Genomic DNA, 24,727 nt, shown 5'->3' with positions numbered 1-24,727 from the left:
AGGGTGCTGAAGTCCGGCACTCGCCAATCCAACCCAACCAGCCGCAGGAGGCTCTGAACGAACCCGGTCGTTTGTCTCGTCGCCATTGTCGCTCGGACCAATGGCGCTCCCAATGGCGACCATGCCAAACTTGCCCGGGGCTCCGCCCGTTCAGGGCTGAAAACAGTCCACCGGACTGTTTTCCGAGCGCCCTTCACCCTTCATTGTCAGGCACGTCTGGATAGCTTCATCGCTGAAACTCGGCTGCCGCCCACGCTTCCCGCTGGGCGGCAGCTTCCACATCATGTCGGGATCGAACCCGATCGTCAGAGATCCGCGCTGGCACAGTGCTTCATTGTAAGCCGACCAGTTCGTGGTCTTGTCCTTCGTAGGGGCCCAACTGCTCATACCTTCCAGCTATCACGCTGGATTCAAGCAGCGAATCCCTCACTAGATTTGTGCAACAAGGCCGTGTGTAGAGGTCGCAGATTTCGCTGAGGGCTGGAAAGAGGCTGGTGAAGGTCCGCGCACCGATTCTGCGCAGATGCGCTTTGAGTTTCGAGAATGCCATTTCTATCGGGTTCAGATCCGGGCTGTAAGGCGGCAGGAAGAGGAACCAGCAACCGTGGTCGCGCAGAAGCGCTTCGGCCTCCTTGTTGCGATGGGTGGCCAGGTTGTCGAGGATCACGGCAGTGACGGGTTCGAATTCGGGGATCAGCACGTCGCGGATGTAGGCGACAAAGGCGGGCCCATCCATTGCGCCTTTGATGACCCAGGGCGCGATCAAGGTCTGGGTTCCCCATGACCCAAACGGCGCAGATGCCGTTAGTCTCTTCCCGCGCAGGGATCGCCCCCGGAGGCGTGTCAGGTTCGCTTTGACCGACTGTGTTGCATAAACCATTCGCTGGTCGCAGCTCCCCCTTTCCCCGCCGGTTCAGATGACACGCTCGTAGGCCGCGCGACCGAGGTCGGTCATTCGGTTCAAGGCATTGATGGCGATCACGGTCTCGAGTTTCTGGGCCTCCATTTTGCGCCCGCGCTACAAGGCCGAAATATGGAGAGCCAGACGACCGAGCCTCTAATCGCCGTCGAAGCCCTCAACCGCATGACCGACCTCGGTCGCGCGGCCTATGAGCATGTCATTTAAAAGAGCGGGGATAGGGCCAAATACGTCCAGAGTTTGATCTACGCAACACGCTCCTTTCGAACGGTGCGCCTGACAGTAGCGGAGCCTATGCGGCCTGCTCGCCGTCAGCGAGGTGGGAACGCCACTTGCTTTGCAATTTCTTCGCTTTTGCCAGTTGATCAGGCTCCCGCTTGGCGAGCAATTCTTCCACTTCCGGATCGGAGAGTACGAGATCAAGCATGCGGAGGAAACCGGGCATCTCGGATACGACATTAATACGTTTCAACAGTGATGTAATGTCAGATCGGTTCTTTCGATCATCACTTTCGAAGGATGAACCCCCACCGTAATGAGACATTCGGTCAGGCAACTCGAGATTTCGAGGCTCGATATGCAGGGTGCTGAGGAACTTACTACGGTAGTCAGACGATTGCAGCCATTCGTCATAGCTGAGAACGACAGCACCCTTGAACATGCCGATGTCACCTGATTCGGCCAATAGTAGGTGTTTCCAAGCCTCAATTGATCGGAAAATGGTGGCATATGTTCCAACCGAGTGATGCTCGCCAAGGCCGAATTTCTTGGGGTGCTGGTAGACCGATGCAATCCAGTTCAGGAAGCTTCGGCGAATAATGATATCAGTATAGACTGGGCGGTAGGGATCATAGTCGGGCGTGATCCGCTCAGCGAATTTAAGAACTTGGCGAAGTGGTTGATCTTCGTAGAAAATCGTGACGACGTCGGCTCGCTTTTTGTCCTCCTCGAACCGTTCCATGTCCGTGGGACTCATGGCAATCTGTCTCAATTCCTGGCCATTTACGGTAATGGCCTTCGCCGCGTTCAAACGCCCGCCGATACCAACCGTATTGAAGTGGATATGGTTCGTGTCCGGCAGATTTGACATGATCCAGTCGATAACCGCGTGGTTACCACTACGCCTGACGCCAAAGAACCGCATGATCCTACCTGGAGTCGGGCCGTCGAGGGTCTGGTTACGCAGCTGATTTAAGAAGACACGTGCCATTGATCATCCTGTCTCACAACGATGGTCCGGGGTAAGTGACACTTTACCCCGGGGATCAGATAACGGTCTTTTACTTAGTGAGCCGTATACAGCGGCTTACCGTTTTTGGAATGACGATGGACCAGATGTGCAATCTTGCTTTTCTTGCTGACGAGACGCGCTTTGTGGCCGAACGTGGCGGTGGCCACGTCAAAGAACTGAGGCATAATCTCAGAAATTTCCACGCGCGCTTCATCGCTGAGCATGACTGCCGCTTGCGGACCATTGAACAGAGTTTCTGCCGGCGCGCCGTTAGCCCAGATCACCTCGTGCTTGTCCATGAGGATGTGGAAATACTCGGTCTTCCCGGCGTCGATCTGATCGACCCCGTCCAAATCCAGCAGTTTGATTGCCGGAACGAGAACTTCCTCGGAACCAAACATCCGTCCGACGATGTCTGACCGCAGAAGGACCCTGTGTTGCGGCGACACGCACAGATCTGTTTCGGGTGTGTTCGGACCGAGTGCGCCCGCTTTGATTCGGACGGGCCGCAACTGCGGTTTTTGTTCCAGCATGCGCTCCGACAAGACGGTCGATCCCACCCAACGAACAGGTTGCATCTCGCCGGTGACGGTCTCGACGCACGTTCCGGAGGTCAGGTCCTCGATCAGGACGTCGCCATTTTCTGTCCGGATCAGAGTGCCTTTGGTGAAGCACACCACAAGCGGCTCATCGAAAGAGTTCGAATAGAAGCCAGTATAATCAAACGTATCCAGTGTGCCAAGCTGGATAGACTCGATGACAGCGAGTTCGAGGATGTTCGGATCCCGCATGAGATCGTCAAAGAAATCGAGCGCGACGGTGCCGTCGGAATACTCGCGGACCGCGACGTACAAATTCAGAACGGTTCCATTCGTCAGTGTGACTGTAGATGAGCTAAAACCGCTCACATTGACCAGAGTCGCTCCGCCCGATCCCGTCAAGGTAGCAGAGGACGCGACAGAACTTTCCGCCGAACCCTCGTCGATCAAGCCGTTATTGTTCAGGTCAGCCGTCGTACCCGTTGTCGTCTCGGCGACGTAAGTGCCGCCAGTGCTCAATCCATCCACGTTGAATATATCACCGGAAGTGAGGCTGCCCGCAGTTGCGTTTGTCAGCAACATGTACTCGTCGACCCCGGTATCCGCGAGATCGAATCCGGTCGGATAGAAACCGTTATAATCGTAGGCGTCGAAGGTCCCGAGGGTGACGCCGACCAACTCGACATCGTTTGTCTCGAGGTAGCCGTACATGACGCTCAAATCACCGTCGAGCAGGTCCAGATAGGTGTCCCCGTTGCTCAGCGTCCGAGTGCACATGTAAACGGTGTAGGAGGACCCGTCATCGAAATGGAGCGTGGAATTGAAAAAACCTTCGGCGTGGGTTACGTATGCACCGCTGCTGCCGGTTGATCCCGGCTGGGTTCCGGCAAGGATAAACACCGTATTCTGGGACGCCGCCGCCAGATTACTGGCATCTTCCATAACGTTGTTGCTATCAAAGTCGTTGTATTCCGCAGACGTCGTGTAGGCTTCGAAGTCGCCGGTAAAGGTCGTGTCAACGAGCGTAGGGTCAACTGCGAATGTAGTGCCGCCGAGAGAAGACCACGTCCCCGCCAGACTCAGGTCTGTAAACAAAACAAAGGGATCGTTGTAGAATGTCATAGCTGCCTCATACTTTCTGTCTTGACCCGGACGGCAAGGATCGCAGTGACGCCCGACAAATTACCGATAACGACGGTCCCAGAGGGCGCCTCTACAACATACGCCAACGACCTCCTAGCCCGCTTGAGTTGTTAACACGAGGTTTCAACGCATCCAAGACCCTCCAAAGTGGTCTATACTTTTTTACCGTTATCGCGATCCGGATTTGCCGTTATCGCGACCCAGAGATTGAGGGGCCACAACCCACTCGCCTGAATGGTTTACATATTTCGGCGTTCGGGGTGGGACTTCGATAGCGCGTATTGCCGCCTCAACACTATCCGCAGCGGGATGTTCCGAAACGTTACCGTATTGTTAACGTGACTATTTCTGTAAGCTCAGACTTGCAGTAAGGATACTTTTCCGTGAGGTCGTTCGGGTGGGTTCGTGATGGCGTCACCGGGCTGGTGATCCAGCTGTCTGAATGCGGGCGGTTTTTCGCCGTTTCTCAATTTTGGCGACTGGAAAGGTCCTGAAATCAGTGCAAATTCGCGCGCGATGAATTTGACGCAGAGAGGCATGATTCGGGTCTCGAAGCGGTCTGGAGCGGCAAAAAACGTCCGGCGATTTAGCCCACTTCGGGTTGGCGCAGCTCTGGTACCAGTATGTCTTACCCCGAATCCGAAGGACGGCATTGTCCGGATTCCATATGAAGCGCACCAATCAGACCGATTTATAGGGAGTGACGATTTTTTCCCGACCGAACCGCAAGTATCCATGCGTCTGCGATTCATGAGAAATCTGTCAGCTGACTAGGGTCGCAACATCAGACGAAAAGCGACGGTGTCGGTCGGGATCAGGTCCTGTCATACAGTCACATCGCGCACCTGGCCTCCCTTGAAACTCACCATGTGGCATCTCCAATGGTACCATTCCCTTCACTGGCACTGGGTTGGAGAGATCCGGCGCATGCCTTTGAAGCGGCAGACACATGCTTCGCCACGTTGTACGGTGGTTTGGGGATCACAACGACGGACAGGGAGCGGGTCAGGCTTTGCGCGGTCGCGGATGATGCAGCCTTTGCCCTCGATCAGCACACTGTTGCTTTTGCAGCCGCAAGACGTCTGGGTTTTCTGGACCATGCCGCTGTACCGACAGACACACGCCTCGCCGCGTTTCACGGATGTCGCCGGATGGCAGGCCAGAGGCGGTGCGGGCATTGGGGGCAGTGGAACGCATGCCTCGGCTTTTTGCAGAGTATCGAGACTTGGCACACCCAGAGCGGTGAGGAGAGAGCCATCGATCTGCCCGGTGGGCTCCTGCCCGAGACGCTCTTGGAGTTCCCGCACACCTTCCTCGGTGCGGGGGCCTGCTTTGCCGTCGGTGGGGCCGACATCGATCCCCATCAGTCCCATGGCCTGCTGCACCACGAGCGTTTGCAGGGTCGGATCATCCCCCAAACCGGTCATCACACGGTTGCAATACTGACCGCCTTCGCGGAGCCCGGGCAGGGTCACATTGACCGCCACCCGATCAGAGCGTCCGGCGGGCAGCGACAGGGTACCGTTGAGGCAGGTCAGCGCACCTTCGGAGACGCCGGGGCAGGTCCATCCCTCTCCCTCAACGAGCCGGGCTGCGGTCGGGGCAGGGCCCTCGATGACGCGATCGGTCAGGACCATGGGGCCGGTGAAATCGGCGGTGCCGGTATTCCGGATCTCAAGGCCGAAGGGACAGTCATAGCTCTGGGCCTCGCGGTTCACGGAACAGTCCTCAAGAGAGGCCTTGTCCAGTTCGAACCGGATCACGTCCGGTGCGGGCGGAGCTGCGCGCGTGATCTCCACGATGGCACAGGCCTCCATGGGTGCTTCGATCCCGGTTCCGTCGGGGCCTTCGCTCATCGCGGTGACGCAGTTCTCTACGGTGGTTTCTGCGGCGAGATCCTGGAGCATAATTTGGAGATCGACAGATACCTCTCCCGTATCACCAAGAGACGCTCCCGAGACCATGCAGGTCGTCTGGCCAGTGCCGCGGTCAAGCTGGCACCGTCCGCCATCCGGCGTGGACCCCTGAACAGAGATCGGTCTCGCACCGTTCAGCGTGTCGGTCAGACGAATGTCGTGGCCCTCGGGCAGGTTCTCCCCCCGAACGATCAGCGTGCAGTTGATCGGCACGTTTCGCGCGTCGCCAGTGAGATCCAGGCGATCGGGAGTGCAGGTCTTTTCGACCTCCAGTCGCGCTTCGTCTGGTTCACATTGCAGGTCGGGGCGGATCAGGACCTCGGGATTGCCCTCGATACCGGGGGCAAAACTGATCTCGGGGGGAGCGCTGGTCCAGCTCTCGCCACCGTCGGTCGAGTATTCGACCGAGGGCTCCTGCCACGCACATCCTTCGGGGGCATCGGGCAGCACCGCCGGGGCGATCTGACAGGCGAAGGGCTCATCTCCACCCGGCTGAATAGTCACACTCTGGCGTTCTCCGGGGTTGAGAGAGATCTGCGGGTTTTCGGCAGATGCGCCGCCCGAGCATCCGGCCATGCCACCACCTATGGGCGGGAGTCCGAGGACAAAGTCATCCACCTTGTCGAGTACGATTTCGAAGTCGATATCCCACCAAAAGAACCGTCGGCAGAGGTAGCGGTTCGTGACCGTCACGACGTTCTGGCCGGGCTTCAGGGTGATCAGGCCGCCCGGTGGTGTGATCGTGGTCTCCCATTTACACCGCCGCGCCGCGTTGGTCAGCTTTGCCTCGGTCACTTCGCAGTCGGCACCCACGGGGAGACCCGAGAGAGATGCACTGCCTCCGGCCGGATTCGGGATACTCAGACTTTGCAGGGAGGGAGGATTGTTGCAGATGATCGGGAAGCCATAGACGGTGTTGGCCGGAGGGGTCCTGTACTCCCAGAGTGGGTTGGGATTGCCCCCCGGATTCACGATTTTCTTCACCACCAGCTCGGCGGGCGCCTGTGTCGAACAGAGATAGGTGTTGTGCACCGTGATCTGGTTATTGCCGCCGGCCATCGTCAGGGAATTTGACGGTGTGTAGGATACCGGGGCCCAGTAACAACCAGGGGCGGGCGCCGGAGGCTGGCGCTCGGTGAAGGTGCAGGTCTGACCCTGGAAGGCAAGCCAGCTGTCCGAAGTGCTGAGGCTGTCGAGGGTAAAGGTGCGTGTCACATTCGGGGTGTTGGTGCCGCCGCCCGTACAGGACATGTCCACCACATACTGGTTGCCGGCGGGTGGCGGAGTGACCGCGTAACCGGCTGGCGCAACGAAGCCCGGCGCGTTGTTGATCCCCTTGGAAATGCTCCCCTCAGCGTCCATCTCGCAATGGGCGTTGTTGCGGAAGAGAACGCGCGTCGGCGGGTTTCCATTGACCAACCCGTCATCTGAACTTTGCACCTGAGCGGTGGGAGTAATTTGCCAGGTCGCCCCACCATCGAGAGAAACCTCGACCGTCACGCCGCAATAGCGCGGCAAGCCGGCGACGTTGACGGTCTCGGTGACGGCACAGGTCGGCATCGTGCCGGAGGTCCCTGAGAGCCCGATCAGGGCGCTGCTCTGCCCGTTGCTGAAGTCCTGAGGCCAGGTCATGGTCACACTGGACGGAGACGGGGTCGCCCCATTGGTGCAGCCGGTCACGTCAAAGGTGATCTGAGTGCCCGGTTGCCAAGCAGGGCTCGGGACGATCTGCTTGACGATCTCGAATTGCGCACCGGTCGTGCAGGTGTAGACATTGTCGAAATCGAACGAAACGCCATTTCCGGGATTGTTCGGGCTGCGCACGGGCGTCAGGCTGCTGACCGGGAACGTGGTCCCCGTGCCGATAGAGCTGGTCCACTGACACCCTGCGGGCGCTTGGGGAGAGGTCGTCTCGGTCACGGTACAGCTCATGTTGGCCTCCACATTCTGGAGAGTCCCGGAGCCACCCGTCAGACCGACAGGGAAGGTGAGGGTGTGGTCCGGATCCGGCGGGATGCCATCTTCGCATTCCAGGGTGATCTGGATGGAGGTGTTCGGAACGGGATTCGCCAGCACCTGTCCCGGCGGCAGGGTGACGTTCTGCGGGTTGCTGGCCGTGATTACAGACTTGTTGATCGTCACGTCCCGATACTCACAGGTCGCCCGATTGGTCACGGTCACGTCCCAGTCATTCTGAGATGCATCGCTGGTGAAGCTGGCCGGGGCGTAGGCTGGCGCGTCCCAGCTGCAATGACCGGGTAACCAGCTGGGGTCCGGGGGAGTTTCGGAGACCGTGCAATTGGACCCGACCCAGACGACATCGCTGCCAGTCAGTTGTTGGGCGGTGAGGTCAATCGTCTTGGTGTAGGGTGATTTCGCCGGATAGCCGGGACCCGCAGGACGGTCGCAATTCAGCGTCACATCGAATGTCGCGGCGGGATCAAGTGTGATGTTCGGCGGAAGGTCCAATACCTTGGTCACGGTCACGCGGTTGCGCACGTCGACGCAGAATTGGTCTTGCCAGTTGCCCCGGATGTACCACAGCCTGGGATCGAAGGGCTGGCCGCCGAACAACAGATCCGCCCGGACGGTGTTACAGAAGCGGTCGGGTGAAAAACCTGGGTTTGGCGTTGCGGTGTATTTGAACGCAAGCCGCCCTTGCGCCGCGAGTGTGTTGATACTGGCCGTGCTGGGGAAGGCGGAGCTGTCGCAATCCGTTGTGCCGGCACAGGGGTCCGGAGCTTGCAGGGTCAGGGTCGGCATCGGCGAAGTGGAGAGCACGTCTGTCAGACGAATCTCCGCTCCGAAAGTAGGGCCGAAATTTACAGCACCATCCGCGCCACTGTTCGAGGAGTTCAGGACTTCGACCGTGTACGAGATGTCGGAGGTGCCGACAAAGGGACCCTGCGGACCGGTCTGGCTGGGAGTAGCGGCCTTGGTCACCTCGAGCTTCACGCAGCGCGGCAACTCGGTCAACTGATGGTCCCAGACCCTCCCTCTCGGGCCGGTGGGAAAGGCCAGATTAGGATTGTGATACGTGGCCTAATCCATGAAGGTCGTGTTCTCGATGAACGGCATATCCTGCACGGAGCTGAAGCAGTAGGGGTCGTTGACGTCGGGTTCTTCAACGATCAGCTCGACGCCGCATCTGAGCATAGACCCCGGTGCAAAGACCACCGGGCCAGGATGGTCTATCAACCGCAGGCCCTGATTGGGCTGGGACGTGTATGTCACGCTGCCCGTCAGATACACTCCGCCAGGGGAGGAGGTCGTGGAATAGCCCGTCACGCCGCCATTATCCATGCAGTCATATCTGTAGCGGACGTCCATGGAATTGGCGTAATTGGGCACCGTGATGCGCAAGGCGTCGATCACGGTTCCTATCGTCAGAGTGCGCGCTCCCATATTTCTGTAAGTCACCTCATAGACCGTCCGTGCGCCAAACTCGATCGCCGGAGGCGTCAGAATATCCTTGATGACTTCGATATCGCAGGGCGGCACAGGTTCCATCTCGACCTGAACGGCAGTGGCCGCGAACGCTCCCACACGCGTGTTGGTGGTGAAGTCGATATAGTCAAACGTCGTGTAGACACCGTTCTGGATGAACTTGTCGGGGAAGCTCGAAGAAACATCGCAGATCGGAACGTTGGGCGTAATGTCGAGAGCGAATTCTGCGCTTTGTCCTGCCGGCAATTCCGGGATGGATGCGGTCAGAACCACTTCGTTGTCGGAATAGCTGGTCATGTGACCCGTCCCGGAAAACCAGGAGTTCAGCACGCAATTGCCGGAACCACAGGACACGATTGACACGTTCGACACCGTGAAATCGAAATTCGGGGTGAAGGCCAGATTCTGGAAGATGTCAGTGAGGTTCAGGTCATACACGCTATCGGTCGGATCGATATTTTCGACCTTGATCAGAAAGCGGATCGGTTGATTCCAGGCGTAGGTCGGCTGACTGTTGACCACAGTCTTCGTGAGCTTGAGGTCGGGCGGCGGTGTGCCGCTGCCGGTGCCTCCACCGCCGGTCGGTTGAGCGCAGGCGTTCGGATCAAAACTGATCCCCGTTGTCGCGTTCAGTGCCACGTCCAGAGTCGTGTTGTTGCTGTTATCCGTGTCGTTTAGGGCTGTGGTGCCGTCGGCCAGCGCGAGGAAGGCCCGGTTATAGGCCCCGACCGGGTCGCTGAGGACACAGGTCGTGTTTGGCAAAAGACCAATTTCAACGTCGAACCGGATGACAACCTTATCGCCAGGTTGGAGGAAAATCGTCGGGTTGGTTCCGGGAAACTCGAATTCCACCAGACCACCTGTGCCACCTGGGCTGTTCAGTGCATTGCCCGGCGCGATGTTCGGGGTACAGACATTGGACTGGGCCGTGCTGGTCGCATTGGAACCAGGAATGAAGTCACAGCTAAAGCCGCCAGTCTGGAAGACAGCTGACAGGGGCACCGAACCAAGATTGAGGCCCATCTCGTCGAAAACGCTGAAATACGGGCCAAGCACCACAGCAGGCGATGTGTCGTTGGGATTGCGGGTCAGGGTGATCTCGAATGTCGCGGTGGCGGGACCGCTCGAAATATCGATATCGGGCGTCGTGATGACTGTCTTCTCGAGGATGAAGTCCGCATCGAGATTCGGATTCGCGGGCAGGGGAGTGCTCAGCCTCTCGCTGGTATCGCTCGGCTCCGGGTTGCCGGTGTGATGGACGTTGTTCAGAGCGTTTGTGCCGAACCCGGTAAACACGCCGCTGAGCCTGCACGAATAGATCTGCCCTCCCGTGACGTTCAGATCCAAAAGCATCGGCGGCCCGGCGCTTTGGATGTTGGGCGTGAAGGTCGTGGCCCAGTTATCCGAGGTGCACACAACAGGATTTGGCGAAATTGGCGTGAAATTGGTGAAGTCTTCGGTGATTGGAAATGCCGGGTCATTTCCGCTGAACAGGGAGGCGTCAACGAGGAATTCGTAGGAATAGACGACACCGAACTGTGCCTGCCCGGGCAGGGGCTGGCAGGCGGTGGGGGTCGCTTCGTACTGACAGAGCTGTTTGGACCCCACATTCGGTGGGAGGCTCTGCGCCGAAGCCGGCGCTCCGAGACCCAAGGCAGTAGCGTAGAGCAGGAGGCTCAGAACCGCCAGCCGGGTGCGCAGGCCAAATCCGCGGAGGAGCGCACGCAGGCTGATGACAATGACCGGTATGAGAACTTTTACAAAGGTCGCCAGCATGATCCTGTCCAATCCGTGATGTGCCCCGAAAGGCGGAATGAGTCCGGTTCATGAAATCTGGACCCAACTCGTCCCGCTTCCCCCAAAAGGGTGAAAAGCGATCACGCGGCGCAGAAATCGGCGCCTCAAGGCCTTGCCAATCGGGTGAATGTGCTTTGACATACACGCATGTCTGCCGCGTCGTCCTACCTGAAATTACTGGCGAAACCCGTCCCCGCCGTGGCTGGAACGGTGGCCCGCGAGGTGATTATTCCGCCGCCTGATCCCCGCCTGGATGACACGGAAAGCGCGAGATTGCAGGACAAGTTGGCCTCTAAACTCGCTACGGCCGAGGTCAGCGAAGCAGAGCGCGAGGGTCTGACGGATGCAGCCGGGCGGGCGTTGGGGAAGCTGGTGAGTGACGGGGGCCATGCCGCGCTCAGTCCGCCCGATATCATGGCGCTCGAAGCTCTTGTGGTCATCGACGGGATCCGTCCGGTGGTGGATTTCAGGGATGGTGCCCTCATGGCCGAGCCGGATCGCCTGGGCGAGTGGGCTGAGGTCACGCTCCGTGATGCAGCGCGGATCGAGGAGGTCGCGCAATCTGTCGGCCGGATCAATCTCGGAGACCGGCAGATGGGGACCGGCTTCGTTGTGGGTCCGCACACGATCATGACGAACCGCCACGTGCTCGAAGGGCTGGCAGAGGGGCAGGATGGGGCTTGGCGGTTTCGGGGCGAGGCGACCATCGCGTTTGGTGATCATGGGGCCGAGCGCGGCTTTCGGCTCTCAGAGCAGGACATCTCCACCTGCGGGTTGGGTCGGGATTATGTGTTGATGGATGTCGCCGCGGCGCTGGACGGGGGGGAACTGCCCGGGGCGCTGCGGCTGGAGGACAGCCGGAGCTTTGTGCTGCCGAACCGCCCTGTCTATATCGTGGGCTATCCCGGAAAACCCCTGCCGGGAACCGAGCGCTTTTCCCTGCTGCAACGGCTCTTCAACTGTGAATACGGGCGCAAGCGCTATTGTCCGGGCGAGGTGTCCTCCGGGTTGGGGGAGGTGGCCGAGACCTCTGACAAGGCCGTGTTTGGCCATGACTGCACCACGCTCGGCGGCAATTCCGGCTCGCCCGTGGTCGATCTTGGGGAGAGCAGCGCTACGGTTGTGGGCGTGCATTTCGCCGGGATCCGACGCGTGAGCAACTTTGCCTATTCCCTCGCCGCCCTTCGCGATGATCTCGAAGACCGGGCGCTGAACTATGTCTGAGGCGGGGGGCTGAGCGATGGGGGCGAGACGCGCGCTCTTGATCCATAACAGCCGGTTCGTGGATCCGTCTCTGCACCCGTTGCCCGCAGCTGACGCAGATGTTGAGCGTCTGCGCGATTTGCTGATTGCGCCCCATGTCGGGTTTGCGCCCGAGGACGTGACCCTCCTGTCGAACCCGTCGCTCACAGACTTCCGCACGGCTGTGTCGCGGTTTTTCCGCGAGGCGCAGGGCGATGATTATCTGTTCTTCTATTATGCTGGCCACGGAATTCGCAGCGAAACCGGCGATCTCTACCTCGCGCTGCGCAACACACGGATCGAGGATTTCGAAGCGATGTCGCTGGAGGCGTCCTTTATCCGGCGCTGTTTGCTCCAGTGCCTCTCGGACCAGAAAATCGTCGTGCTCGACTGTTGCAATGCCGGGGCGTTCCGGCAAAGTGGCCACATGGTCGCGCGGGACGCGAGCTATGATCCCGGGTTGCTGGTGGCCAATTTCGACCCCAAGGGATCTGGCACCTATGTGCTCGGGGCGTCCCAGTCCGGGGCTAGTGCCTATGAGACCGTTGGCGCAGATGGCCAGCCGTTTTCGCTGTTCACCGATGCATTCATCCGGGGGGTGGAGTCCGGCGAGGCGGCGCCGGGCCAGCCGGTCATCACTCTGATCGACATCAGCACCTATGTATATGCCAAACGGAACGCACAGGGTCAGGCGACACGGCCCTATATCGATGTCACGAATGCGGTCGGGCAGCTTGAATTTGCCCGCAACCCGGCTTTTGCCGGAGTTGCCTCGGCGGCGCCAGTTATGCCCACCGAGCCGGTGCCGCTGAGCGCCCGATCCGTCTCGGCGCCCGGATCGCGGCGCAGGGGTTTGCATCTGGTCGTGGCCGGACTGGTCGTAGCTGTGTTCGGCGCGGGTGCGGCTTTGATCGCGGATCGAACCCTGCGGGAGCCTGCGCCCGACACAATCGTGCAGCCGAAACCGGTTTCTCCGGAACCCGCACCGACATCGGAAGCTCCCCCGGTTCAGGCCATTGTCTCTGTTCCTATCGCCTTGGATCCGCCATCAGAGACCGCGTCAGCGGGTTCGTTTGACGTGGTCGAGGCTACCGTGGCGTCCCTGACCGCCCCGACAGCGCTGAACTCACCATCTGAGACGACGGTCCCGGTCCTCGTAGTGCCCACGGGTCCGGGACACGCAACGCTCTGTGCCGGAGCGCCGTCTATTGATCTCGACTTGGCGGATCCAGAGCTGTGGCAAAGCGGTGATACAGGACCGTCATTGACGCGTGTGACCAGTGTTCCGGAGCGCTGGGACATCTCGCAGAGCTGGTGGTCGGTGGCCTCCAATGGACGTCCGGAGGGGCTGGACAACCTCGACCTCAAGATCCCGTTCTGTTCCTGCGACACGGTTGATGCGCGGGCGGGGATCGACTGGTTTCGAGCGGATAACGGCTTTGTCCTCAGCCTCGACAATGATCGCACGGCGGTTAACTACGGCTCTGGTGTCGAGGCCGATCTCCATTCGGCACGGAGTTCGCCCTATTCTGTAAGGCTTCTGGCGCGTAAATCGGGCGACCGTGCGCTGAGCCTGAACATTGACCGCAAGCGCAACGATGCCCCGCTGGGCTTTGCGATTATCGGACGGTTGACCGCGCCATCCTCCTATGCGGGGCGGTGCCGAAACTGACCATCGGGCTCCCAACCTTCCAGATCCACCGCAAAGCTCCGCAAGAGACCGATCACCTCGTCATAATCGAGCGCGTCCATCGCAGTCCTGAAATCCGCATGGGTGGTGTCATCGCGGGAGCGCTCGACGATGTAATCGGTAACCATGGCCTCCTGCCCGGCGCGGGACGCCTCCTGAAACCGGGGATGGCTCAGAGTCGCACGAAATCCGCCCTCAAACCCGGCGAATTCGATGCTGTCCCGGGCATCTTCTCCGCACAAAGCCCAGTAAAGCGCGCGGCAGTAGTCGAGATAGAGCTCGGGATGTTGCGAGATGTGATCGGGTTTCACCCCGCAGATGAAGTCAAGCCCATGTCCCAGAGGATAGCCATAAGCGTGTCGCTCGCCGTCATCGTCGCGATAGGTGTGGGCAAAGGCGTCCCCCAGCGCGTGGGCGGTGATCCCCAGCTGCCAGTCCGGTGCCCCCTCGCGCATGTAGCTGCGCAATCGCGCCCGGAGAAAGGCTTGCCTGCGGGACACTTCCGCGCCTCCGCCTCCATGAAACCCGTGCAGGATCTGTGAAATGACCCGCGCGTCCCGGTGTCGCCCGCCGATCCAGGCCCAGAGCGGTGTGCCGGCGGAGTAGGTCAGTTTGAAATAATCCGGCAGCTGGCAGTATATAGCGATCTGGCGACCTTGGCGCCTGTCAATGCGGGCCAGCTCGGTCAGGATCAGCGTACTGTTGATATGGCCTGTTTCGTACCATTCCAAATCTGCGGCACCGATCTGCCGTGGGTCGTGCTCGGCGCTCATGGGCGTGCATATTCGCCAATGATCTGGTCGATCTGCGCCTCAAACAGCGGGTAGGTGGACCCTCCGGTCTGCAACCGCGCCTTGGCGCGCGTCGCAAATTGCTTGGCCCCGTCTTCGGTGACGAACGGGTTATTCGTCGTATGGATCATGCTGATGACCGGCGGTAGGTTGCTGCCAAGCCCGACCTCGGCCCAGTCGCGCGTATAGGCGCGGGCTTCACGATAGGCGGGCTCCAGCAGATTTGCCATCACATCGCGCACGTTCAACGTCGCGGCCTCCAGACCTTCGGGGCTCTCTAAGGCTTCCAGATCCACGTCAGGATAGATGATGTGACGGCGGATTCGCTTATCAGGATCGGCGAAACTCATCAGGCGAAGATTCACAAGATTGGCTATGAAGTCGAAAGTTTGTGGAGCGGTCTTCATCGTCAACATCAGATCTCGAAAGAGACCCCGGTACATGCTGTCGCCATCGCCATCAGAGGCCGGCGGAATACCGTCCAGCGTGACCAGCCGTCGCGACAGCTCAGGATATTGCAGGGCGAAGGCAAATGCATGGGCGAAGCCAGAGCCATGAGCCAGCAGGTAACAGCGGCCGATCCGGAGTTGATTGATGAACTCGGCGTAGTCCTCGACCGTGTCGTGCAGGGGGTCGGCACGGTCCTTGCGCCGCATGTCAGAGCCGCCGAACCCAGCCCTGGACGGTGCGATGACGCGGAGTCCGGCCGCGCGCAATGCCGGATCGATGGAGCGTGGCAGATGTCGTCCGTGGACGGAGCAGTGAAAGAACAACACCGGCGTGCCACCGACCTTTCCCCGTACCGAGTATTGCACCAGCCGTCCATCAGACAGCGTGAGGCTGTTTTCTGCTTTCGGCGTGCTCCGCTTGCGCTCGGCCACACTGTCGAGACTGCGCTGAATTTTATTCAGCTCGGCCGCGACGCGAGTCTGACCGGAGACGCCCATCTTGTTCGAGAGCGACTTGATCTGGGAACGCACCGTCTCGACCGATTTGCCCAAGGCCACTGCGATCTCCGCCACCTTGCCGCCCCGGCCCATCGCGCGCAGAACCTGGATTTCGCTGTCGGAAATCTTCAGATTATCCTTTAGCAGTCGCTCAATGGCAGGCGTAATCCCATAGCTGTCCTGCCATATACGGACCGCCATCTCGCCATCGGGACGCTCAATGCGTTGTAGCAGGCGCAAGCTGCTATCCTCATCTTCCGCCCAGACCGGGATCAGCAGGAAATCCTCGGTCTCGTTGAGCCACCCCATTAGCCGGGTCTGACCCTCGGCATCAGGCTGTCCCCCAAGATGCGGTTCAAGCTGTCCGACCAACGACGGTCCTCCAGACGACGCGCCGATCGCGATCTCAACGCAGGCCATCTCCGGAGCGTTCTCCTGCTGCAGAGCGTCCATCTGGGCGCGGACAGCAGACAAGGCGATCTGCGAGTGGCGCTCAAGCTCGGGGATAGAGATCACCGTGTCCGCGTCGCAGCGCAGCCAGTCCCCGATGAGTTTGATCAGTTTCTCGATATGCTCCTGCTCGGTCACGCATTCATAGAGGAAGAGGAGCTTTTGAGCCGGAGCCGTGGTCATATGTGGGACCCGTGGTTGCGACGTATGATGTCGTCAAAGAGCCGGCGGGCCGCGAGGGCCGCCGTCGCCGTGGTCAGGTGGACTTCATCTGCCCATGCGTCGGGTCGCGCGCCGCTGACTCCCCGAAAATCAACCCGGGAGAAGGTTCCGGGGTAGCGGTACGTCAGCGTCACCATCGCGTTGTCCAGCAGGTCGATGATCTGACTGCAAACGGCCCGATGACGGTCGGGTGGGATGCCCGCACGATCCAGCGCCCGCCCCATGAAACGACCTTGCCGCACATCGGGAAAGGGGTAGTCGTAACTGTGGGCATAGACGCGGATCTCCGGGTCAATCCGGACCAGATGCTGAATGATCCGCTCAAAGCCGTCGATCAGCTCTGCGATCTTTCGGTTGACCCGGTCGAGGTGAAGATAATCTGTTGCCGATTGCGCATGATCGACGGGGCGCAGGATGTCGGGGAATTCTTCACCGATCATCTCGTTGCCACCCGCAGACAGTGCCACGTTTCTGGCCTTGGTTTCCTCGACCGCCCAGGCGAGCTCGTCGAGCTGCTCCCCCCGACAAATGTCGCGCATCTCGTCGCCGGGGCAGGCCAGGGAATAGACCGGCGTCAGCCGCCCCAGGCTTTCACTCACATCCACCGGCTCGATGATCGGAAACGCGAACCAGCTGTCCCCTTGCGTAATCACCGGAAGGCCCGATTCATGCCCCGGCCCCTCGGAAAAGCGGCGATTGCGCCGGGAATTGTCGATGGCAGAGACCGTGCGAAAGAGCATTCCGCGCAGACCGGTCGCGCCTTCGGGCTGCCACACCGTACTGTCAGACCGGGGCGCCGGCGGCACTCTTTCTGTGATTTCACATCGAAAGGGGCTTGGCCACGACATGTCGTAATTGCGTGTAAAATAGGCCCGTGCCTCCTCGGCCTGATCGGAAGACATCAGCTGATCAAGCGTTTCCAGTTTGTCTGGCCTCATGTCCCGGCACCCATCAATCCCTAACTTGGGCTTGTTTTTCTAAACCTTAGGTCAGAGCGTAGCAGTATGGAATGTCATTTTACACACATCAGTGGCGGCTTTCACCCAAACGGGTGAAGCGCCCGGGGCGTCACGTCTCTTATGGTGAAAGTGTCTGCAACATCTGGCTGGGATTATGCCGGCCGGATGCTCTGTCTGGGAGAACATATAAAATGAAGATCAAATTTTTGGTTCTGCTAACATATCTTTTCTCAACGATCGGCCTTACTTCCCAGGCAGAGGCGCAGGCGGGTTGGATGCTGCCCGGCGGGGATGTGGTGGCGACACCGCAAAACTCGACCGGGTGGCTTCTGCCTACATCTCCGGCCCGTGCGTGGCTGCCGGATGGCAGCGAAGTGGTGCGACCCTCTGACCGTGCCTTGCAACCCCTCTTTCGACCCGGCGCCGTTGTGGTGACCGGGTTTTCTGGTACGCGGATGCGGGCGCCCAAGATCGATCCGGATCAGCCCGAGCGGGATCGCGAAGATCCCAGATACCGGTTCATCGATCTCGACGGCATTTCCGCCGGGCTCCTCGATCCGACCCAAACCCCGACCGCGTATGACGGTTCCGAACTGCGCCGCCGGCCCTATGACCGGCTTTTGGCGCGGGATGTGGGGCAGGTCTTTGGTGCGGCGCTGGATCTGGACGAGACACCGGGCTTGTATCTCAGCGCGGGTTCGTCATTTGGGTTGCCGATCATTGGCGACGATGCAGACGACGACGGCGTGCCGGACAGGTTGTTCCGCGGTGCCGAAGGGGCCGAGTGGATGCCGGGTCTCTGGGGGGCGGATCTGGAGGCCGGACCGGGGACCGTCTGGCGCGTGGATGGTGGCACGGGCCAAGTCCGTGTGTTTGCCAATATCCGCCACGATGAGCTTGATAATTCCGGCGCCGCCCTTGGTGGGATTGCCCATGATGCCACGCACGACCAGATCTTCGTCTCGGATCTGGATTTTGGCACGATTCACCGGATCAATGCTGCGGGCATCGAGCAGGAGGTCTACGATCACGGGCTGACGGCGCTGCCGTTGGTGGGGCGGACAGCGGTGGCTGATGATGAGGTGCAGGCCGAGCGGGAGAGTCCGCTCTTTGATCCGGGCAATCCCGATAGCTGGGGCGTGACCCAGACGGCCCGCCGGGTGCGCGGGCTCGAAGTGCGTGGGGGCCGTCTTTGGTATTCCGTTGCCTCGGGCGCAACAGAGGCACCGGAAATCTGGTCCATCGGGATCGACAAGGAAACAGGGGAACTGGGGACGCCGCGGTTCGAGGTTGCGGTGACCAAGACCGAGCCTGAGAGCAAAGTATTCGACGTGGATTTCGGGCCTGATGGGCAGATGCTCGTCTCCACGCGCCCGCCGGTGTTTGCCGAGTTCGAGATGGAAAACTTCGTCCCCGACCAGATGTCGGATGTTCTGCGTTACACGGCGGAATACCCCGAGGACACAACGACCCCGGAACTCTGGGAGCCGGTCGCGGCCCCCTACCAGATTGGCTTTGCCCGCGAGGGTCGCAACGCGCTGGGGGGGCTGGCTCTCGGGCCGGAGCTGGATGAAGAGGGCCAGCTGGTGCCGCGGACCTGCCGTGAAACGCTTTGGGCGTCGGGTGAATTGCTGCGCAACCAGCCGAGCTTGCGCCGCGAGCTGGAGCCCGGTGGCGCCCTGCCGGTCGATGGCGTGCAATTCCAGCCCTATCCCTTTGACGCCCTCAAGAATACGCCCCCATGGACCGCTCTGTTCTACGATTATGATGGGTCCTATCCCGAAGAGCTGCGCCTCGGGCGGGTTGGGGATGTTGAAGTCGTTGGCTGTAACGGCGACGGAGAGATCTTTGGCGGCGACGATATCTCCGACTGGGAGTCGAGCTGTGTCGGTCCCGATTGTGTCTGCGATACCTCCGGAAAATGCTATTGTGCCGGGCCGAATTGCACCCAGTGTCAGGGCGCAGGCTGCGATAAAATATGTGTCGGCGACGATTGCGATCCAAATCCTGTTTGTACGCCGGACGACCCGGACTGCGATAAGGACACCTATCTTGAGGTCACCAAAAGCTGCGTCGCGGTCGAAGACAATTACAACGGCGACGATGATGCGCTCTGCACGGTGAATGTCCAGTACCGTGGCCCGGCACCCACCGCGTCGAATCCGCTGGTACTCGATGATGGCCTGACCTCTCCGACCAGCGGCTGGGAGATCACCGGGACGGTCGCGCCCCTAAATAATTGGGATTGCAATGCACCAGTCTCTGCTCCGGCCAACATGACCTGCAAGATCTGGGACGCCCGTGAACCGAGCGCCAACTGGTCGAATTTTACGTCGAGCTACCAGTATTACGTGACCGCTGGGGATGAGTTCGTGAACTGCGTGTCCGGCGCGGCTGGCGGCTCATCTGACCGGGCGTGCTTCCATTTCGGCTCCAAAGCAGATCTGGAAATCGTCAAGACCGCCGAAACCGAGTTCTGCGAGGCGGGCAAGCCGTGCTATTTTAACATCACCGTGCGCAATATTGGCACAGGTCCGTATATTGGCGCTCTGAACATCAATGACAGCATGGTGGTGGACTATGGCTCCAAGTCGCCGGGCAAATTCACCGCGATCACCGCGGATATCTGCGGCAACATCAATAACCTGACGTCTCAGGCAGGGTGCTCGGAGAATGCCACGATCTTGCCGGGAGGCCAGCGGAGCTACCGCGTCACCTGGTTCCCCGCACCGGGGCAGGGCTACGATGCGAACGGGACTCCGGCCGAGAATTGCGTCAACCTGCGCGATGCGCTGCCGCCGGGTGGACAGGGCCAGAAACGCGCCTGCGCGCCTGTGAAGATCAAGGAAACCGATCTCGAAATCTCTAAGGTCATTGATGGGGAGTGTCTCGCCGGACAGGAGTGTACGTTCGAGATTACGATCACCGCCGGAGCGGACCCGATCGCCGGGCGCTATGCTTTCACTGAATTGTTCTCCGGTGGCCCGGTCACCTCGATCAGCGCGACCAACCCGGTTCTGCCCGGCCAGTGCCTCCCCGATCTGTCATCGCCCTGTGTGCTCGATGTGAACATTCCGGCAAACACGAGCGAGACGGTGACTGTCACCGCGCAGATGGGTGATGGAGTGACCGAAGGCAAGAACTGCGTCTACCTGCTGCGCGTCGCTGACGACGAAGTTCTGGGCCCGGTGGATCTGAGCGATCCGAATAATCCGCTGAACAAATATGGGATGCTGCCTGCTGACGAAATCACGAAATCCTGCATCAGTTGGGAGGCCGCGCCTGAAATCGAACTGGCAAAACGCTGTCAGTGGGTGCCCAATGATATTCTGGGGCAGCCGGTGAGCTTCAAGTGTGCCATCGAGGTCAGCCACAGCGGGCCGCAGCTGACATCCCCGATCACGATCACCGATTTCATTCAGAATGCGACGTCAGGGACGATTGGCAGCCTGACGAGCGATAACGCGACCTGTACGACGTCGCCCGCGACCGGCTGCACCATTACCCCGGCAGACTTCGCTGCGGCGGGGGACATGGTTCGGATCGACGTGCTGATGAGCTTCCCACCGACGGAACCCAACCTAGCGGAAGTGAAAAACTGCGTTAATCCCGGCGATCAGCCTGATGCGGATAAGGCTCTCTGTGTGCCGATCAGCTATCCGGTCGATCCTGAGCTGGAGATCGAGAAAGACTGTGGCGAAGCTGTTGCGCAGGACGATGGCACCTATTTCGCGGCGTGCAACATCATCGTGCGTGGCAGCGACATGCCGCTGATTGGAACGGTTGAGATTCGCGATTTCGCAACCAATCTCGGTGTCGGCAGCTCGGTGTCGCTGACCCCCCGCCCCAGCCCGCCTGTGACCTGCGATGCGCCGACGCCCGGTGCCGCGCCGGACGTGCTGTGCCGGATGTCCTCTGATGCGCTGGCGCTTGCGGGCGGCGAAGTCACGATCCCCGTGGACATGACCTTCAGCGGAACGGGTGATGGGGCCGATTGGGAAAACTGCGCGAGCAGCGGTCTTTATCAACCGATCGTGCCGTCGGGTGGCCTCGCTCTGGTCGAGAAGGGACCGGAGGATTGCGACCGCATCACCATTGTTGGCACGCCAGAGCTGCCCGAGGTCACGAAGTCATGTGATCCGGCCACCCCGACGTCCACGGGTTGGGATCTGCAATGCTCCATCACTGTGGAGGAGCAAGGGCTTGACCCCAACGGAAACACGACTGTGACGGATCTGCTGAAGGCTCAGACCTCAAACCCGCAGGCCAGCTTCAGCGGTCCCAGCGGCAGCCCGGTGAATTGCACACCGCTCCCGACCCTCGCGGGTCTGGGTATGGAGTGCACCGTCGAGAACAGAGTCATCGACCCTCAGCTTGGTTACACTATCCCGATTTCGGTGACGATCCCCGGCGCGGGTGAAGATCTGGGGGACTGGAAGAACTGCGCGATCGTCGATGGCAAATCCGAGACCGAGTATTGCGAAGATCTCACCATGGCCGACGATCCGGTTCCCGACCCCACAACGATCTCCGTCAGGAAAATTTGCCAGACGCCTGTTGATACCGGCTCCGACTGGCGTGTCGATTGTGACATCACGGTCACCGGGGCAAATCTGCCCTCTGGCGGCAAGACCGGGGTTGAGGACAGCTTCGGAGCGGGGACGTCCGCGACCGGTGTGACCCTCTCGGTTCCCCCAGGCCCGCCTTATAACTGCGCGAACTGGCCTGCGTCGTCCGGCCCCGGAGCAAATTGTCAGATCGACAACGACTTCATCACGCAGAATAATGACAGACTGCCGATCTCTGTGACAATGAATGTTCCCTACGGCACGACGGACCAGACCGTGGTGAATTGCGGTAATGCGTCGGTCGTTGCGCCAAATAATGGGCTGGGCGACATCCTCAGCTGGGATGCGGCGCCAGACTGCGAACGCGTCACTATCCCTGCGACCGTCCCGGTTGTTGACCCCGAGCTGACCATCAGGAAGACTTGTGACATCCCCCGAGAGGGTCCCGCAGGATTTGCGGTGGATTGCCTGCTCACGGTGACCGGCAGCGGCTTGCCAGCGGGCGACGAGATCCGCTTCAACGACGTCGCATCAAACCTGCTGGCAGATCCGGCTTTGACGGTCAGCAGCCCGGCGGCGGCTCCGGTGCAATGCCAGAGTCTGAATGCCAGCGGTCTCGACTGCACAATGCCGGTCTCCCATCTCGTCGCCAATGGGGGCACCGTGGTGGTCCCGGTCACGGTGACCTACAGCGATTTGGTGGATGGCACCGAATGGCAGAACTGCGCGAGCGCGCTGGCGCAGGATCCGGGCGGGCAATCCCTTGTGCCAACGGCGATCGCACCGCAGTCCTGCGAGATCATCCCGCACAGCCTGCCTGAACTGCCGGTGATTGATGTCACCAAGACCTGCGGGGCCCCGGTCCGCCAATTCGAGGAATACGTGGTTGCTTGCACGGTCACTGTGACCGGCTCAAACCTGACGCCGGGCGGCACCATTGCCCTGATGGAGCAAACCGGGATCACCAATACCGAGCCGGGCGGCAGCATATCGCCTGACACCGGGTCGGTATCCTACTGCATGGGGTCGGCGGTCTATCAGAACAACCAGTGGGTTCAGCCGTGCGATGTGCCTACGGATGCGGTGATTGCAGGGGGCGGGAGTCTCACTCTCAATTTCGATGTCGGCTACCCCGCAACCGAAGAACCGCAGCAGCGACAGAATTGCGTGACGACGACGCTTGACACGATGACCGCAGGTGATTGCGCGGATATCGATCTGCCGCCGCGCGAAGATCCGGGCGAGCCAGAGTTGGGCATCAAGAAGATGTGCGCCGAACCGGTTGAGACCGAAACCGGCTGGGAAGTCAGCTGCACGCTCACTGTTCAGGGACAAGCGCTGCCCGCGGGCGAGACGATCACCCTGACCGAGCTCAGCGATATCGTGCCGGGTGCCGGAACGCTTGCGATGTCTGTCCTGCCCGACGGTGTGATCTGTGCTCCGGCTGCGGATGTGGACGGTCTGCTGTCTGCGACCTGCACGTTCGCGACCGATACGCTGACCGCTGCGGGTGGTGCACTGGACCTGACCAGCACGCTGACCTTCCCGCCGAATGCGGATCCTAAGGAGCACGAGAACTGCGTGTCTGCGGCTCGGGGGCAACCCGCACTCGGGGCGTGGGGCGGTCCGGCAGATGAGGTCAAAAGCTGCGTCGATTTCACGGTGCCTGCCTCGGAGAACATCATCGTGACACCGGTCAGCAGTGGCCTGGCCTTGGAAAAGGCTTCTACAGGTGCTTGCGAGGTCAATAAATCTGCGCAGACCTACCGTTGCGGATTTGAGATTTCCGTGACCAACACCGACGACGCGCCCTATACTGGCCCACTGGTCCTTGATGATCAGTTCGGGTCTCCGGAACCGCGTGATGCCAAGGTGACCGGTGGCGATCTGGAATGCACCCCGGCGGGCGGTGGTGGCGTGAGTTGCCTGACCGGCAATGTGGCGCTGGCCCCCGGCCAGTCCACTTCGGTCGCCATGGATCTGACGATCCCGGGTCTGCGGCAAGGTGGGAGCTTTGAGAACTGCGTGGCTCAGGGCTTTGGCGACAGCAGTTTCCAGCAGGTGACCATCGTCCAGTCTGCCATGCAGCTGATGGGGATTGACGGCGGGCCCGTGGACGGGTTGCCGGGCAAGCAAACCGCCGCCGGTGTCAGCGAGTTGCAGGAGCGTCTTGGCCTTGTTCCGACGGGCGAGGTCTCACCGGAATTGCTCGAAAAGCTGGGGCTGCAATCATCGAGCGCCGCAGAACCAGTCTGCGTCAGCGTGGATCTGCCCCCAATGCCGCGACCCCCGCTGGTGTGTGATGCCGCGACTGCGGTCCTCAAGAATGGCGCCTGTGCCTGCCGCTTCAGAAACATGTACGAACGGAACAAGACCAGCTGCGGCTGCGTGAAGGGCTACGACTTCAAGGCGGGTCAGGGCTGCGTCAAGCGCAAGTCCGGTGGCGGGACAACGAGTGGGGGCCTGCGCTGCGAAAAGGGTACAACCGTCAAGCGTGGCTCCAGTTGCGTCTGCCGCTACAAGGGCATGGTTCAGATCAGCAAGACCAGCTGTGGCTGCACGAAGGGCTACTCCTTCCAGTCCGGCCGCGGCTGCGTCAAAGTCGTCCGGGAGCAACCCAAATGTCCGGCGGGCACGGCGAACATTGGAGGCGTCTGCGTGAAGTTCAACATCAACATCGATCGGAAGAAGAAAGAATGCGTCGACCGGAATGAAGATGGCTCGTGCGCGGCGTGGCGCTAGTCTGAGAGGACGCCATGCAAGTTGGACGACGGCCTCCGAGACAATGCGGTGAGTGATTGATGCCGGCGGCCCTCTGGACGAGGGGTCCGCCGGTCATGGCTCCGAATACGCCGTGTCAGCTTTC

General features: G+C 60.4%; 11 protein-coding genes and 1 pseudogene. 3 read left to right on the top strand and 9 right to left on the bottom strand.

The genetic code is table 11. The annotated features are described in order from the left end of the window. The 6 genes and pseudogenes from FEV53_RS22130 to FEV53_RS14505 form a co-directional block, all read right to left on the bottom strand. A pseudogene (locus FEV53_RS22130) lies at positions 1-387 on the bottom strand (transposase); the annotation flags it as partial. After that, positions 332-766, bottom strand: a complete 435-nt coding sequence (locus FEV53_RS14525) for a transposase (RefSeq protein ID WP_185962222.1) — start codon at positions 764-766, stop codon at positions 332-334. The gene FEV53_RS14525 and the pseudogene FEV53_RS22130, both read right to left, overlap by 56 nt. Before the next feature lie 445 nt (positions 767-1,211). After that, entirely contained in the window at positions 1,212-2,129 is a 918-nt protein-coding gene (locus tag FEV53_RS14520; protein ID WP_142835539.1) for a hypothetical protein, read from the bottom strand. Positions 2,130-2,203: 74 nt separating this feature from the next. Then, the gene (locus tag FEV53_RS14515; RefSeq protein ID WP_142835538.1) at positions 2,204-3,811 is read right to left on the bottom strand and encodes a Hint domain-containing protein; all 1,608 of its coding nucleotides are present in this window, start codon (positions 3,809-3,811) and stop codon (positions 2,204-2,206) included. A gap of 917 nt (positions 3,812-4,728) precedes the next feature. Further along, a complete protein-coding gene (locus FEV53_RS14510; protein WP_142835537.1) occupies positions 4,729-8,724 on the bottom strand; it encodes a DUF5979 domain-containing protein in 3,996 nt (1,331 codons plus the stop codon). 66 nt (positions 8,725-8,790) lie between these two features. Next, the gene (locus tag FEV53_RS14505; protein ID WP_142835536.1) at positions 8,791-10,971 is read right to left on the bottom strand and encodes a hypothetical protein; all 2,181 of its coding nucleotides are present in this window, start codon (positions 10,969-10,971) and stop codon (positions 8,791-8,793) included. 168 nt (positions 10,972-11,139) lie between these two features. Between FEV53_RS14505 and FEV53_RS14500 the strand changes: the two genes are divergently transcribed. Then, positions 11,140-12,216: a trypsin-like serine peptidase gene (locus FEV53_RS14500; RefSeq protein WP_142835535.1), complete on the top strand. Its 1,077-nt coding sequence runs from the start codon at positions 11,140-11,142 to the stop codon at positions 12,214-12,216. 16 nt (positions 12,217-12,232) lie between these two features. Continuing rightward, positions 12,233-13,906: a caspase family protein gene (locus tag FEV53_RS14495; protein WP_142835534.1), complete on the top strand. Its 1,674-nt coding sequence runs from the start codon at positions 12,233-12,235 to the stop codon at positions 13,904-13,906. On the opposite strand, the gene FEV53_RS14490 is transcribed toward FEV53_RS14495, so the two are convergent. From FEV53_RS14490 to FEV53_RS14480, 3 genes are read right to left on the bottom strand one after another with little or no spacing between them, the layout of a single operon-like run. Further along, positions 13,882-14,697, bottom strand: a complete 816-nt coding sequence (locus FEV53_RS14490) for a hypothetical protein (protein WP_142835533.1) — start codon at positions 14,695-14,697, stop codon at positions 13,882-13,884. The genes FEV53_RS14495 and FEV53_RS14490 overlap by 25 nt on opposite strands. Next, positions 14,694-16,295, bottom strand: coding sequence for a bifunctional helix-turn-helix transcriptional regulator/alpha/beta hydrolase (locus FEV53_RS14485; RefSeq protein WP_142835532.1), 1,602 nt, complete (start codon positions 16,293-16,295; stop codon positions 14,694-14,696). The genes FEV53_RS14490 and FEV53_RS14485 overlap by 4 nt, the downstream gene beginning before the upstream one ends. Then, positions 16,292-17,272 carry an SGNH/GDSL hydrolase family protein gene (locus FEV53_RS14480; protein WP_142835531.1) on the bottom strand — a complete coding sequence of 327 codons (981 nt, stop codon included), beginning with the start codon at positions 17,270-17,272 and terminating at the stop codon, positions 16,292-16,294. The genes FEV53_RS14485 and FEV53_RS14480 overlap by 4 nt, the downstream gene beginning before the upstream one ends. Before the next feature lie 212 nt (positions 17,273-17,484). On the opposite strand from FEV53_RS14480, the gene FEV53_RS14475 reads away from it, so the two are divergent. After that, positions 17,485-24,603 carry a peptidoglycan-binding domain-containing protein gene (locus tag FEV53_RS14475; protein ID WP_185962221.1) on the top strand — a complete coding sequence of 2,373 codons (7,119 nt, stop codon included), beginning with the start codon at positions 17,485-17,487 and terminating at the stop codon, positions 24,601-24,603. Positions 24,604-24,727: the final 124 nt, after the last annotated feature.

The sequence above is a fragment of the Palleronia caenipelagi genome (genome assembly GCF_007004065.1).
In the GTDB taxonomy this organism is placed as follows: Bacteria; Pseudomonadota; Alphaproteobacteria; order Rhodobacterales; family Rhodobacteraceae; genus Palleronia; species Palleronia caenipelagi.
Note: the sequence above shows the minus strand (reverse complement) of the source record. Positions and strands in the feature narration are given on the sequence as shown.

Bases quoted from the DNA above. Each gene is read 5' to 3' on its own strand.
- FEV53_RS14520 (WP_142835539.1), bottom strand. From the start codon at position 2,129: ATGGCACGTGTCTTCTTAAATCAGCTGCGTAACCAGACCCTCGACGGC.
- FEV53_RS14515 (WP_142835538.1), bottom strand. From the start codon at position 3,811: ATGACATTCTACAACGATCCCTTTGTTTTGTTTACAGACCTGAGTCTG.
- FEV53_RS14505 (WP_142835536.1), bottom strand. From the start codon at position 10,971: ATGCTGGCGACCTTTGTAAAAGTTCTCATACCGGTCATTGTCATCAGC.
- FEV53_RS14500 (WP_142835535.1), top strand. From the start codon at position 11,140: ATGTCTGCCGCGTCGTCCTACCTGAAATTACTGGCGAAACCCGTCCCC.
- FEV53_RS14495 (WP_142835534.1), top strand. From the start codon at position 12,233: ATGGGGGCGAGACGCGCGCTCTTGATCCATAACAGCCGGTTCGTGGAT.
- FEV53_RS14490 (WP_142835533.1), bottom strand. From the start codon at position 14,697: ATGAGCGCCGAGCACGACCCACGGCAGATCGGTGCCGCAGATTTGGAA.
- FEV53_RS14485 (WP_142835532.1), bottom strand. From the start codon at position 16,295: ATGACCACGGCTCCGGCTCAAAAGCTCCTCTTCCTCTATGAATGCGTG.
- FEV53_RS14480 (WP_142835531.1), bottom strand. From the start codon at position 17,272: ATGAGGCCAGACAAACTGGAAACGCTTGATCAGCTGATGTCTTCCGAT.
- FEV53_RS14475 (WP_185962221.1), top strand. From the start codon at position 17,485: ATGAAGATCAAATTTTTGGTTCTGCTAACATATCTTTTCTCAACGATC.